10 protein-coding genes are annotated in these 13,659 nt (G+C 68.3%); 9 read left to right on the top strand and 1 reads right to left on the bottom strand.

The window, feature by feature from the left end; translation table 11 throughout:
• The first annotated feature begins 570 nt into the window (after window positions 1-570).
• Window positions 571-2,313, top strand: coding sequence for an ABC transporter substrate-binding protein (locus FS769_RS16095; RefSeq protein ID WP_144835191.1), 1,743 nt, complete (start codon window positions 571-573; stop codon window positions 2,311-2,313).
• Window positions 2,314-2,413: 100 nt separating this feature from the next.
• On the opposite strand, the gene FS769_RS16090 is transcribed toward FS769_RS16095, so the two are convergent.
• Complete coding sequence (locus tag FS769_RS16090) at window positions 2,414-3,277, bottom strand: CPBP family intramembrane glutamic endopeptidase (RefSeq protein WP_144835189.1); 864 nt, start codon at window positions 3,275-3,277, stop codon at window positions 2,414-2,416.
• Window positions 3,278-3,440: 163 nt separating this feature from the next.
• Here FS769_RS16090 and FS769_RS16085 point away from each other — a divergent pair, with 163 nt between their 5' ends.
• The 8 genes from FS769_RS16085 to FS769_RS16050 all read left to right on the top strand — a co-directional run bounded on the left by FS769_RS16085 (window position 3,441) and on the right by FS769_RS16050 (window position 13,656).
• Window positions 3,441-5,060, top strand: coding sequence for an ABC transporter substrate-binding protein (locus FS769_RS16085; RefSeq protein WP_222123942.1), 1,620 nt, complete (start codon window positions 3,441-3,443; stop codon window positions 5,058-5,060).
• Window positions 5,061-5,226: 166 nt separating this feature from the next.
• Complete coding sequence (locus FS769_RS16080) at window positions 5,227-6,156, top strand: ABC transporter permease (RefSeq protein WP_144835187.1); 930 nt, start codon at window positions 5,227-5,229, stop codon at window positions 6,154-6,156.
• Window positions 6,146-7,093 (top strand): ABC transporter permease, encoded by a 948-nt coding sequence (locus FS769_RS16075; protein WP_144835185.1) that lies wholly within the window; start codon window positions 6,146-6,148, stop codon window positions 7,091-7,093. Before FS769_RS16080 ends, FS769_RS16075 begins: the two co-directional genes overlap by 11 nt.
• Window positions 7,090-8,754 (top strand): ABC transporter ATP-binding protein, encoded by a 1,665-nt coding sequence (locus FS769_RS16070; protein WP_144835183.1) that lies wholly within the window; start codon window positions 7,090-7,092, stop codon window positions 8,752-8,754. Before FS769_RS16075 ends, FS769_RS16070 begins: the two co-directional genes overlap by 4 nt.
• Before the next feature lie 38 nt (window positions 8,755-8,792).
• Window positions 8,793-9,344, top strand: coding sequence for a hypothetical protein (locus FS769_RS16065; RefSeq protein WP_260979793.1), 552 nt, complete (start codon window positions 8,793-8,795; stop codon window positions 9,342-9,344).
• A gap of 221 nt (window positions 9,345-9,565) precedes the next feature.
• A complete protein-coding gene (locus FS769_RS16060; RefSeq protein ID WP_144835179.1) occupies window positions 9,566-10,546 on the top strand; it encodes an ABC transporter permease in 981 nt (326 codons plus the stop codon).
• A 1-nt stretch (window position 10,547) separates the two neighbouring features.
• Window positions 10,548-11,471, top strand: coding sequence for an ABC transporter permease (locus tag FS769_RS16055; RefSeq protein ID WP_144835177.1), 924 nt, complete (start codon window positions 10,548-10,550; stop codon window positions 11,469-11,471).
• Window positions 11,464-13,656, top strand: coding sequence for an ABC transporter ATP-binding protein (locus tag FS769_RS16050; RefSeq protein WP_186325598.1), 2,193 nt, complete (start codon window positions 11,464-11,466; stop codon window positions 13,654-13,656). The genes FS769_RS16055 and FS769_RS16050 overlap by 8 nt, the downstream gene beginning before the upstream one ends.
• Window positions 13,657-13,659 lie beyond the last annotated feature (3 nt).

The following is a 13,659-nucleotide window of genomic DNA, read 5'->3' as shown; positions in this document are numbered from 1 at the left end:
CTCCGCGTCGAGTGCACGAGAGTGCCGGCAGGGAGCAACGTCGCGGGAAGCTCGAGAGAAGACATGCGGTCCACCGTGGTCGAGCGACGCCGTCCCCGGGGCGCGCGACGATCAATCCGTGGAGAACGCCGCGCACCGGCATCCGGTGCAGAAGGCGCAAACGATCGACTTCCCTGGCTGCACGCCTGAGACGCCCGCTGCCGGTCGTCGCCTCGCGCGCCGAGGGCGTGTGGCCCGCGCGCCCTCGCCCCACACCCGCCGAGACTGCATCTCGCTGACGAGTCAATTGCAGCGTGACGCGGGTTTGTCAGCGAGTTGCAGTCTCGCGAGGAAATCGGCCATTCTGTCGCGGTCACGCCCGGCGACCGCGACAGCGGCACGCGCGCGCGAAGACCCGCCGAGACTGCATCTCGCTGACAACTCCGTTGCAGCGTGACGCGGGTTCGTCAGCGAGTTGCAGTCTCGCGGCAAACGAGACCCGGACGCGCCCCGCGAACAGGGCCGAACCCCGCCCGGCGGGCCCCGGCGGGCCCAGGGTGATCCCCAGGAGGCCTTTAGTAAAGTGCCCCTGTGCACCACGGGCTGAACGACGTTCCTCGACCGAATCGACGACGCCGCGGAGTCGGCGGCCTGCTCGCGATGGCCGCAGCCGCCGCCGTCGTGCTCGCCGGGTGCTCCGCGCCCGAGACCAGCCCCGCGCCGCGCGAAGAAGAACCCACCACCCTGACCCTCGGTGTGGTCGGCTCGCTCACGAGCTTCAACGCCGCCAGCGCCACCGGCGACACCGACGCGAACCGGGCCGTCGCGGCCCTGCTCGACGAGAAGCTCGGCTCTCTCGATGGCAACCTGCAGGTCGTTCCGAACGACGGCCTCGGCCGCATCACCCGCGTGCAGGGCGATCCGTTGAAGGTCAGCTACGAACTCTTCAGCGACCGCGTCTGGTCGGACGGCACCGAGGTCAGCCTCGACGACCTGCTGTTCGGGTGGGCCGTGTCGTCGCACTACTTCGACGACGCCACCTACGACGCCTCGGGTCAGCTGGTGTCGGGCACCCGCTACTTCGACACCGCGGCACCGGCCGACCCCAACGCCGCGACGACGCGACCGAGCCTCGACCGCGCCAACGACACCCTGACCCTCACCTACGCCCAGCCCTTCGCCGACTGGAACCGGCAGTGGCTGCTCGACCGGCCGATCCACGTGGTCGCGCAACGCGCGGGCGTGAGCGTGAAAGACCTCGTGACGGCGATCATGACGACACCCGCGGGCGACCCGGCGGCGCCGCGCGAGCCGAATCCGGTGCTCGCGGCGGCCGCGAAGGTCTGGAACACCGGCTTCGACGTGGCCCCCGGTACGACGCCCGATCCCGCCGGCGTCGTGTCGTCGGGACCGTGGAAGGTCAGCGCCATCACCGACGACACCCTCGAGCTCGCGCGGCGCGACAGCTACCAGGGCGGTCACTTCCCGGGTCTCGAGAGCCTGAAGGTGCGCTTCTTCGCCGACCGTTCGGCGCAGCTGTCCGCCGTCGAGGCGGGGGTGGTCGACGTCGCGAACGTCGGCGACATCGACGCCACCGAGCTGAAGACGCTCACCGATGCCGGGCTGCAGGTCAGCACCGGACCGACCACCCAGACCCTGCAGCTGCGGTTCGCCGACGGCACGGCATCCGCCCTCCGTCAGGCCACGACCCTTTCGCTCGATCGCTCCGCGCTGGTGAAGGACGTGCTGGGCGACGTGCGCCCAGACGCGCAGCCGCTGCAGTCGTTCCTCTCGTCGCCGGCGACCGGTCAGCTCTACAACGACCTCGTGTCGGGCAACGGAGCCCCCGGAACCGGGAGCGACGTCGACGGAGCGCGCTCGGCCCTCGACGATCGCGCGGCCGTGCTGCGCGTCGCCTACGACAGCACCGACGAGGTGTCGTCGACGGTGTTCGCGCGTCTCGTGACGATGGCGGCCAAGGCGGGCATCGCGGTGCGCGCGGCGACGGTCGACGACGTTCCGGATGCCACCCTGGCCTGGGTGGGCGAAGACGAGAGCCTCTACCGCTCGGCGCGCGACCGCATCGCGGAGGGGGTCGATGGCGAGAACACCGAGGAGCTCTTCGACGAGCTGACCGTGCACACCGACCCGGTCGACGTCCTGTCGGAGGCCAAGGAGATCGACCGCTCGCTCTTCACCGCGTACGCGGGCGTACCCCTGCTCGAGCGCACGGGCGCCGTGGTCGCCGCGGCCGGAGTCGGAGGAGTGACCTACACCTCCGAGCCCAACGGCGTGCCCCCGTCGTTCTGGATCTGGTCGCCGCCGCAGAGCTGAGCGACGTTCCGCATGCCGGGAGCCCTGACTTCGCCTCGCCATCGCTGCGGACGAATTTTCCGGATGCCGAGACCCCGGCGCTCTCGTTGCGCGCGGCGCCTCAGGGGGTCGGGGTCGGCGTCGACGCCGGCGCGGGCGGCGCGAAGATCGCGGGCCACCAGGCCGCGGCGAGCGGGTAGCCCACGAAGGCGACGATGTCGATGATCGTGTGCGCGATCACCAGGGGCATCACCCTGCCCCAGCGCTTGTAGCACCAGCCGAACACGAGGCCCATCACGACGTTGCCGAGCGCCGACGGCCACCCCTGGTAGAGGTGGTAGCTGCCGCGCAGCAGCGCGGTCGAGACGATGATGCCGGTCCACGACCAGCCGAGGCGGCGCAGGCGATCGAAGAGGAAGCCGAGGAAGATGACCTCCTCGGTGAGGCCGGCGCGCAGCGCAGCCAGTACGAGGAGCGCGATGACCCACCACGACGAGTCGAGCGGGGCGGGGATCACTGTGATGCTCTGCCCGATGGAGCGGCCGATCGCGTAGACGCCGATGCCCGGCGCTCCGATGAGCACGACGAGCAGGACGCCGCGGAGGAGGTCGCCGCCGAAGCGGCGGAAGTCGAGCCCGATCCGGCGCAGCGCGTTGTTCGCCGGCTCCCACAGCAGGTAGACCGCGAGGGCGACCAGGGCGAGCGAGAAGAAGATGTCGAGGAACTGGTAGATCGCATCCCACAGCGGCTCGGCGCTGCGCGAGGGGTTCAGCTGCGTCTGCTGCTGCGAGATCGGGGCGCGGGTGGCGGCCCGCACGAACGACACGACCGAGTAGATGGCCGATTGACCGACGCTGACGAGCAGCACGATCGCGATCTCCCAGCCCAGACGCCGACGGGCGTACCGGTCGGCGGGGGAGAGGGTCGGAGGATAGGTCCAGTCGGCTGGACCCCGAAGGGCGCCCGACTTGTCAGATTGCCACATCTGAACCCTTCCGAGTAAATCCTCTGTAACGTTTTTCAGAGGAGTTTGGGGCACCTGGGTAAACGTGCCTAGTGTGTTCTCATCCTGCCCGACGGATCTTCCATGCATCTTGTGCTGCGTGAAAACCTACCCGGGCGACGATCATCCCTTCCCTGGAGGAACTGTGAAGCGCAACAAGATTGCCCTTTCCGGTCTCGCCCTGCTGGGAGCCGTCGGGCTTATGCTCGCCGGCTGCGCAGGCGGAGACTCGGACAGCGGCTCTGCATCCGGCAGCGGCGACGCGTCGGCGATCATCCGGACCAACGGCTCCGAGCCGCAGAACCCGCTGATCCCCACCAACACGAACGAGGTCGGTGGCGGAAAGATCCTCGACTCGATCTTCGCGGGCCTGGTCTACTACGACGCAGACGGCGCCCCGGTGAACGACATGGCCGAGTCCATCGTCACCAACGACCCCCAGAACCTCACGGTCACCCTGAAGAAGGGCCAGAAGTTCACGGACGGCACCGAGGTCAAGGCCGACAACTTCATCAAGGCCTGGAACTACGGCGCGCAGCTGTCGAACAACCAGCTCAACAGCTACTTCTTCGAGGACATCGTCGGTTTCAGCTACGACGCTGACTCCGAGCTCACGGGTCTGAAGAAGGTCGACGACTACACCTTCACGATCGAGCTCTCCAAGCCCGCCGCCGACTTCGCGCTGCGCCTCGGCTACTCGGCGTTCTTCCCGCTGCCCGACTCGGCCTTCGCCGACATGGCCGCGTTCGGTGAGAACCCGATCGGCAACGGCCCGTACAAGCTCGCCAGCGACAGCGCATGGCAGCACAACGTGCAGATCGACCTCGTCAAGAACGAGGACTACCAGGGCGGCCGCACCGTCGCCAACGGTGGTCTGACCGTCGTCTTCTACGCCTCGCAGGACGCGGCCTACGCCGACCTCCTCGGTGGCAACGTCGACGTGATCGACGCAATCCCGCCGGCATCGCAGGCGACCTTCACCTCCGACCTGGGCGACCGCGCGGTCAACCAGCCGGCGGCTGTGTTCCAGTCGTTCACGATCCCCGAGCGCCTCGCGCACTTCAGCGGTGAAGAGGGCAAGCTGCGTCGTCAGGCGCTGTCGATGGCCATCAACCGCGACGAGATCACCAAGACGATCTTCCAGGGCACCCGTACGCCCGCCAGCGACTTCACCTCGCCGGTCATCAACGGCTGGTCCGACTCGCTCGCCGGCTCCGACGTGCTCAAGTACGACGAGGCCAAGGCGAAGGACCTGTGGGCTCAGGCCGACGCCATCTCGCCGTGGACCGGCACCTTCCAGATCGCGTACAACGCCGACGGTGGACACCAGACCTGGGTCGACGCGGTGACCAACTCGATCAAGAACACCCTCGGCATCGACGCGTCCGGCGCGCCGTACCCGACGTTCAAGGAAGCCCGCTCGGCCATCACCGACCGCAGCATCCAGACCGCGTTCCGCACCGGTTGGCAGGCCGACTACCCCGGTCTGTACAACTTCCTCGGACCGCTGTACGCGACCGACGCCTCGTCCAACGACGGTGACTACTCGAACCCCCAGTTCGACCAGCTCCTGAGCGACGGCATCGCCGAGACCGACGTCGACACCCAGAACCAGGACTTCCAGAAGGCCCAGGAGATCCTCCTGCAGGACCTCCCGGCCATCCCGCTCTGGTACTCCAACGTGACCGGTGGCTTCGCCGAAGGCGTGAACAACGTCAAGTTCGGCTGGAACTCGGTTCCGCTGTACTACGAGATCACGAAGTAACCCTTCCGATCTCTGGCCGCGAGGCGGTGACGGATTCGTCACCGCCTCGCGGTCTGCCAGCCAGGCCTCATCACGACGTGTGATAAAACGGCACGGGCCCTTTCGGGGCCGTCCCCCCCCACGAAAACGTCGGATGAGGCGTTTCCCACGTTCGAAAAGAGAGCGGATGCTCGGCTACATCCTCAGACGTCTGCTGCAGGTGCTCCCCGTGTTCTTCGGGGCCACCCTGCTGATCTACTTCATGGTCTTCGCCATGCCGGGAGACCCGATCCTCGGGCTCTTCGGCGACAAGACCCCCGCCCCGCAGGTCGTCGAAGCCTTGCGGGCCCAATACCACCTGGACCAGCCCTTCATCGTCCAGTACTTCCTCTACATCGGCGGCATCTTCCAGGGTGATCTCGGAACCACGTTCTCGGGTCAGTCCGTCAACGAGGTCCTCGCGCGCACGCTCCCCGTGACGGCGCGTCTGGCGATCATGGCCCTGGCCATCGAGTTCGTGCTCGCCGTCGTGGTCGGCACGATCTCGGCCATCCGCAAGGGCAAGCTGTTCGACAACGTCGCGCTGATCATCGCGCTGCTGTTCGTGGCGCTGCCGATCTTCGTGGCCTGCTTCCTCGCGCAGTACTTCCTCGCGGTCCAACTCGGCTGGTTCCGCCCCACAGTCGGTGCGCAGAACAACTGGGGCGATCTGATCCTGCCGGCCATCGTGCTCGGCTTCAGCCTCTTCGCCACGAGCATGCGCCTGATGCGCGGGTCGGTCATCGACACGCTCAACCAGGACTGGGTGCGCACCGCCTACAGCAAGGGCCTCTCGCGTCGCCGCGTGATCCCCGTGCACGTGCTGCGCAACTCGCTCATCCCGGTCATCACCAACTCCGCGACCAACTTCGGCGTGCTGCTGGTCGGCGCGACCGTCACCGAGGGCATCTTCAACATCCCCGGTGTCGGTAACACGCTGTACCAGGCCACCATCCGCGGAGAGGGCCCCACGGTCGTGTCGTTCGTGACCGTCTTCGTCATCATCTACGTGCTGGTCAACCTGGTCGTCGACCTCCTGTACGGCCTTCTCGACCCGAGGATCCGCTATGTCAAGTAGTCAGTTCCCGGCGCCGCACTACGTCGCGCCGATCAAGACCGAAACGATCTCCGTCGACGCCGTCCGCGTGGCGGCGCGCAAGAGCAACCTGTGGCTCGACGCGTGGCGCGACCTCCGTCGTCGTCCCACCTTCTGGATCGCCCTCGCCGTCATGTTCGTCGTGATCCTCATGGCGATCGCTCCGACGCTGTTCACCCAGGTCCCCCCGAACAACGACTGCCAGCTGTCCAACAGCAACGGCGGACCGCAGGCGGGCCACATCCTGGGCTTCACGTTCCAGGGCTGCGACACGTTCTCGCGCATCGTCTGGGGTGCCCGCACCTCGCTGTCGGTGGGTCTGCTGGCCACCGCGATCGGCACGATCATCGGCCTCATCATGGGCGCGCTGTCGGGCTTCTACGGCGGATGGCTCGACGCGGTGATCTCGCGCGTCGGCGACATCTTCTTCTCGATCCCCTACATCCTCGCGGCCATCGTCGTGATGAGCGTGTTCTCGCAGTACCGCAACGTGCTGACCCTCGCCTTCGCCATCGGCGGGTTCGCGTGGGCCTCCACGGCTCGCGTGGTGCGCGCCGAGGTGCTGCGCGTGCGACAGGCCGACTACGTCGCGGCCTCGCAGGCGCTGGGGCAGACGAAGTTCAAGACGCTGCTCACCCACGTCATCCCGAACGCCATCGCGCCGCTGCTCGTGGTCACCACGATCAGCCTCGCCGCGGCGATCGTCGCCGAGGCGACCCTGTCGTTCCTCGGTGTCGGCCTCGGCGGCAGCACCATGTCGTGGGGCAATGACATCAGCCAGGCGCAGCAGTCGCTGCGCGTCGCGCCCGCGGCGCTCATCTGGCCCTCGGTCGCCCTGACGGTCACGGTGCTGGCGTTCATCCTGCTGGGCGAGCTCATTCGAGACGCCATCGACCCGAGAGCGAGGGCCCGCCGATGAGCGACGCCACCATGACGCCTCTGCTGTCCATTCGCGACCTCAAGGTCGCCTTCGAGGGCGAGGGCGGATCCCGCCAGGTGCTCCACGGCGTGAGCCTCGACGTCTTCCCCGGCCAGACCGTCGCCATCGTCGGCGAGTCGGGCTCGGGAAAGTCGACCACCGCTTCCGCGGTGATCGGTTTGCTCCCCGGCACCGGTCACGTCACCGGCGGCAGCATCACGCTCGACGGGCGCGAGCTGACCGACCTGAGCGCGACGCAGTTCGAGTCGGTGCGCGGCAAGGACATCGGCTACGTTCCTCAGGACCCGATGTCGAACCTCAACCCGGTGTGGAGCATCGGCTTCCAGGTGAAGGAGGCGATCCGTGCGAACGGCATCGCCACCGGTCGCAAGGAGGTCGAGAAGCGCGCGATCGAGGTGCTGAAGCAGGCCGGCCTCGCCGACGCCGAGCGTCGCCTGCACCAGTACCCGCACCAGTTCTCGGGCGGTATGCGCCAGCGCGCGCTCATCGGCATCGGCCTCGCGGCCGACCCGAAGCTCCTGATCGCCGACGAGCCGACCTCGGCCCTCGACGTGACCGTGCAGCGCGTGATCCTCGATCACATGGCCTCGTTGACGCGTGAGCGCGGCACCTCGGTGCTGCTCATCACGCACGACCTGGGACTCGCCGCCGAGCGCGCCGACACCATCGTCGTGATGAACCAGGGCGAGATCGTCGAGTCGGGTCCCAGCCGCGAGATCCTCGAGAACCCGCAGCACCCGTACACCCAGCGCCTCGTCGCCGCTGCGCCCAGCATCGCCTCGCAGCGCATCCAGGCGAAGGTCGAAGACCGCGGCATCCTGCGCGAATCCGACATCGACGCCCCGGCGACCGTCAAGGTCACCGACCTGGTCAAGGAGTACAAGATCCGCCAGGGCGGGTTCCGCAGCGAGCAGTTCCGCGCCGTCGACGGGGTCTCGTTCGAGATCCCGCGCGGCAAGACGCTGGCGCTGGTGGGGGAGTCGGGCTCGGGCAAGTCGACGATCGCCAAGATGGTGCTCAAGCTCGAGGAGCCCACGTCGGGCTCGATCGAGGTCGACGGGGTCAACACCGGCAAGCTGAACGCGAAGGACACCTTCAACCTCCGCCGCCGCATGCAGCCGGTGTTCCAGGACCCGTACGGTTCGCTCGACCCTCTGCGCAGCATCGGCAACCTGATCGCCGAGCCGCTCAACATCCACAAGGTGGGCGACAACGCCTCGCGGCGCGCCCGCGTGGAGGAGCTGCTCGAGCAGGTCGCCCTGCCGCAGGAGCTCGCCTCGCGCTACCCCAACGAGCTGTCCGGCGGACAGCGTCAGCGTGTCGCCATCGCGCGCGCACTGGCGCTCAAGCCCGACATCCTCGTGCTCGACGAGGCCGTGTCGGCCCTCGACGTGCTGGTGCAGGCGCAGGTCCTCCAGCTGCTGGCGGAGCTGCAGTCCGAGCTCGGTCTGACCTACCTGTTCATCACGCACGACCTCGCCGTCGTCCGTGTCGCCGCCGACCTGGTGTGCGTCATGGAGCGCGGCAAGCTCGTCGAACAGGGCACGGTCGACGAGATCTTCGCGCAGCCCTCGCAGGAGTACACGCAGCGTCTGCTCGACGCGATCCCCGGCGCTTCGCTGTCGCTGGGTGGCGCGTGACGCGCGACGATCGATTCCGGGGCACGGAACACCCGCGGGTGTTCCGTGCCCCGTCCGCGGTCGTCGGGCTCGTGCTCGGGGCCGCGCTGGCAGTCGTCCTCCTCGGCGACGCCGCGATCCGGGCGGGGATCGGCGAGATGCTGCTCATCGCCCCGTGGGTGCTGTTGGCGCTCTGGGGCGTGTACGCCCTGCTGTTCGCCCCGCACGTGCGGATCGACGCGAACGGCATCCGGATCCACAACCCGCTGCGCGTCAGCGACATCGCCTGGGCGCGTGTCAGCGACATCGACATGCGCTGGCAGCTAGAGGTGAAGACCGACGAACCGCGGGTCTACAAGGCCTTCGGCGGGCCCGTCGCCGGCCGCCCCGGTCGACCGCCCCTGCGCCGTGGCGACGACGACCGTGCGCGGCGCGAGCCGCCCGCCATCCGCGACCTCCAGGTCATCCAGGACGCGTGGGAGTCGGCTCGACCGACGGCCCCGAAGAACGGCTCCGTCCGTCGTTTCTGGGACATTCCCTCGGCGATTTCCCTCCTGGTTCTGATCGTCTGGGTTATTATCGCTTTGTTCATTTCCGGCGGTCTCCGCTGAGCGCAGTGCTGCGCTCGAGCTGACCGTTCGTGACAAAGCGCCATGTAAGCGCTTTGTTACATTCGTGAAAAGTGTGTTCCCCCCGCGCACATTCCGCGAAAAGCCGACGTAGGGTCGCTGAAGATCCTTAGCCAGGCGAAACAATCGGCGGGGATCTCGAAGGCGAGAGGACCCCCCATGATGCAGACCCCCGAGACGTTCCGGACGGGCATTCGCGCGTCATGACGTTCTACGTTCTGCGCCGGTTCCTGAACTACGCCGTTCTCAGCCTGCTCGCCACGTGCCTCGCGTACGTGCTGGGAAGTGCGCTGCTGCGGCCTCAGGACCGCTTCTACGGCATGAACCCGCGGCCGCCCCAGGAGTCGATCATCGCGAGCCTCGACGCTCTCGGTGCCAACCCCGACGTGCCGATCATCGTGCGCCTGTGGAACTGGTTGGTGAACCTGTTCACCAACTTCTCCCTCGGCACCACGATCGGTGGCCAGGACGTCATGACCGAGATCGCCACGCGCGCCGGCACGAGCCTGCGCCTGCTGCTCATCGGCTCGATCCTCGGCGCCATCGTCGGCGTACTCATCGGCGTGTGGGGCGCGGTGCGCCAGTACCGCGCGAGCGACCAGGTCACGACCTACGCGTCGTACCTCGTGTTCGCGACCCCGACCTTCGTGATCGGCGTGCTGCTGATGATCGCGGCCACCGCCTTCAACAACGCCCTGGGCAACCAGGTGATCCGCTTCACCGGCGAGTACACCGCGGGGGTCGAGGGCTTCGGCCCGATGCTGGCCGACCGTGCCGTGCACCTGCTGCTGCCGACGATCGCGCTCGTGCTCATCAGCGCCGCGTCGTTCTCGCGCTACCAGCGCAGCATGATGCTCGACGTGCTGGGGGCGGACTACATCCGCACCGCCCGCGCGAAGGGCCTGCCGCGCACGCAGGCATTGTTCCGTCACGGCGTGCGCATCGCCCTCATTCCGATGTCGACGTTCTTCGCCTACAGCTTCGGCACCTTGATCGCCGGTTCGGCGATGCTCGAGATCGTCTTTTCGTGGCGCGGGATGGGGCAATTCCAGCTCAACGCCGTGACGCAGCAGGACATCAATGCGGTGGCGGGCTCGACGCTTTTCGTCGCCGTGCTCGTCCTGCTTTCTTCGACCCTGTCCGAAGTGCTCTACGCAGCCCTCGACCCGAGAGTGAGGAGCTGACATGACAATGCAGGAAGACGCCCTCGACGGCACCCTCGTCGCCACCAGCCCGGTCACCCGCGCCCGCAAGCCGCTCTCGCGCGGTGCACTGGTGCGCGCACGCCTGCGCAAGATGCCCCGGTTCTGGGTCGGCGCGAGCGTGCTCGTGTTCATCGTGCTCTGGGCCTTCATCGGACCCCTGCTCTCGCCGTGGGACGCCACTCAGCGCGACTTTCTCAACGTCGGCCTCGGCCCGACGCAGTTGCACTGGTTCGGCACCAACGGCATCGGGCAGGACATCTACGCCCAGACGCTCGTCGGCCTGCAGAAGTCGCTCATCATCGGCGCCCTCGCGGGTGTCGGCGCGACCCTGATCGCCGCGGCGGTGGGCTCGGTCGCCGGCTACCTCGGCGGCAAGATCGACGCCGTCATCGGCTGGATCATCCACCTGCTGCTGGTGGTGCCCTCGTTCTTCATCCTCGTGCTGCTGAGCCCGCTGACGCGCGGCCTGTCGTGGCTGGCGCTGACCTTCTTCCTGGCGGTGTTCAGCTGGATGATCCTCGCCCAGGTGGTGCGCAACCAGACCCGGTCGCTGCGCAACCGCGACTTCGTGCGGGCGGCGCGCTACATGGGCATGCCGACCCGGCAGATCCTCGGCCGCCACATCATCCCCAACATCGCGTCGCTGCTGATCATCGACGCGACCCTCGGCATCGTCGCGGCCATCATGGCCGAGACCTCGCTCAGCTACTTCGGCTTCGGCGTGCAGGCGCCCGACGTCTCGCTCGGCACCCTGCTGTCGGCGGGCACCTCGGCCGCCGTGACCCGCCCGTGGCTGTTCGTGTACCCCGCCGGCGTGCTGATCGTGCTGCTCCTGGCCATCAGCCTCATCGGCGACGCGCTGCGCGACGCCATCGACCCCACTTCGGGAGCGAACCGTGACTGACCCCCGTTCCGCCACCCTGCTGTCATCGACCGGACGCCAGCCGCTGCTGTCGGTCCGCGACCTCAGCGTGACCTTCCCCCAGCGCGAGGGCAACGCCGTCCGCGCCGTCCGCGGCATCTCCTACGACGTGCACGAGGGCGAGTTCCTCGGCATCGTCGGAGAGTCCGGTTCCGGTAAGAGCGTGTCGTCGCTCGCGGTGATGGGGCTGCTGCCCTCGAACGCCCGCGTCGAGGGCGACATCGTCTACGACGGTCGGTCGCTGCTGGCGATGAACGATGCCCAGCTGTCGAAGATCCGCGGCGCCGAGCTCGCGATGGTCTTCCAAGACCCGCTGTCGGCGCTCACCCCGGTCTACACGGTGGGCGACCAGATCTCCGAGGGCCTGCGCCTGCACGACAAGGCACTGTCGGCCCAGGCCGCGCACGCCCGCTCGGTCGAGCTGCTCAAGCTCGTCGGCATCCCGGATGCCGAGCGTCGGGCCCGCGCGTACCCGCACGAGTTCTCGGGCGGCATGCGTCAGCGCGCGATGATCGCCATGGCCATCGCCAACGACCCGCGGGTCATCATCGCCGACGAGCCCACCACGGCGCTCGACGTGACGATCCAGGCGCAGATCCTCGAGGTGCTGCAGAAGGCCCGCGAGGTCACGGGCGCCGCCGTCGTGCTCATCACGCACGACCTCGGCGTCGTGGCCGGTCACGCCGACCGCGTCGCGGTGATGTACGCGGGCAAGCTCGTCGAGCGCGGCTCGGTCGACGAGATCTTCCACGACCCGCACATGCCCTACACGGTGGGTCTGCTGCGCTCGGTGCCGAACATGCAGACCGCCGGCTCGCAGCGTCTGGTGCCGTTGGAGGGACGCCCGCCGTCCCTCGCGAGCCTGCCCAAGGGGTGCCCCTTCGCGGCGCGCTGCCCGATCGCGATCGACGCGTGCCACGACATCGAGCCCGAGCTCGCGATGCACGGCACCGACCCCGATCACGTCTCGGCCTGCATTCGCGCCGACGAGATCGCCTCCGGTGCCCTCGCCCGCCCCGACATCTTCCCCCGCCCCGAGGCGCTGGGCGAGATCCCGCCGCTGCGTCCCGACGTCACCCCGGCCGTCGAGGTCACCGATCTGACCAAGCACTTCCCGCTGATGAAGGGCTCGGTCTTCCCGCGCCGCATCGGCACGGTGCGCGCCGTCGACGGCATCTCGTTCTCGATCCAGCCCGGTCGCACCATGGGCCTGGTGGGGGAGTCGGGGTGCGGGAAGACGACGACGATCCTCGAGATCATGGAGATGGTCGCGCCCCAGAGCGGCAGCATCCGCATCAACGGCACCGACGTGGCCACCGTGAGCCGCACAGACAAGGCGACGCTGCGCAAGGGCATCCAGATCGTCTTCCAAGACCCGATGGGCGCGATCGACCCGCGCCTGCCGGTCGGCGAGGTCATCACCGAGCCGCTGCTGGTGCAGGGCGTGCCCCGTGCCGAACGCGACCGCAAGATGACCGAGCTGCTCGAGCTCGTCGGCCTCGACCCCAACATGTCGGACCGCTACCCGCACGAGTTCTCGGGCGGTCAGCGTCAGCGCATCGGCATCGCCCGCGCCCTCGCGACCGACCCCGCCGTCGTCGTGCTCGACGAGCCGGTCTCGGCCCTCGACGTCTCGATCCAGGCCGGTGTCATCAACCTGCTCGAAGACCTCAAGGAACGCCTCGGCCTGTCGTTCCTCTTCGTCGCGCACGACCTCGCCGTGGTCCGTCAGATCGCCGACGACGTCTCGGTCATGTACCTCGGGCGCATCGTCGAGCAGGGTCCCGTCGACGCGGTGTTCGACGACCCCCGGCATCCCTACACCAAGGCCCTCATCTCGGCCGCGCCCATCCCGGATCCGCGCATCGAGCGCGCGCGCACCCGCATCCTGCTCGACGGCGACCTGCCGAGCCCGACGCAGGAGATCTCCGGATGCCGCTTCCGCACGCGCTGCCCGCTGTACCGCCTGCTGCCCGACGCCGACCGGCGCCGGTGCGACTCCGACGACCCCGGTCTGCGCTCTTCGGCGCGCTCCGAGGTGGCGTGCCACTACGCCGAACGCTCCGACCTCGTCCTCGAGACGGCGTCGGTCGCGTCCCCCCGAACGTCTTCGATCGACGGCACCACGGCGTCGGAGACCCTCCCCGATCACCAACGAGAGGACTGATCA

The organism is Microbacterium sp. BH-3-3-3 (assembly GCF_007679045.1).
GTDB classification, from domain to species: Bacteria; Actinomycetota; Actinomycetes; order Actinomycetales; family Microbacteriaceae; genus Microbacterium; species Microbacterium algihabitans.
This window is presented reverse-complemented; position numbering and strand designations above follow the sequence as displayed.

Excerpts from the sequence above, each read along its gene's own strand:
- FS769_RS16090 (WP_144835189.1), bottom strand. The coding sequence starts at position 3,277 with ATGTGGCAATCTGACAAGTCGGGCGCCCTTCGGGGTCCAGCCGACTGG.
- FS769_RS16080 (WP_144835187.1), top strand. The coding sequence starts at position 5,227 with ATGCTCGGCTACATCCTCAGACGTCTGCTGCAGGTGCTCCCCGTGTTC.
- FS769_RS16075 (WP_144835185.1), top strand. The coding sequence starts at position 6,146 with ATGTCAAGTAGTCAGTTCCCGGCGCCGCACTACGTCGCGCCGATCAAG.
- FS769_RS16070 (WP_144835183.1), top strand. The coding sequence starts at position 7,090 with ATGAGCGACGCCACCATGACGCCTCTGCTGTCCATTCGCGACCTCAAG.
- FS769_RS16060 (WP_144835179.1), top strand. The coding sequence starts at position 9,566 with ATGACGTTCTACGTTCTGCGCCGGTTCCTGAACTACGCCGTTCTCAGC.
- FS769_RS16055 (WP_144835177.1), top strand. The coding sequence starts at position 10,548 with ATGACAATGCAGGAAGACGCCCTCGACGGCACCCTCGTCGCCACCAGC.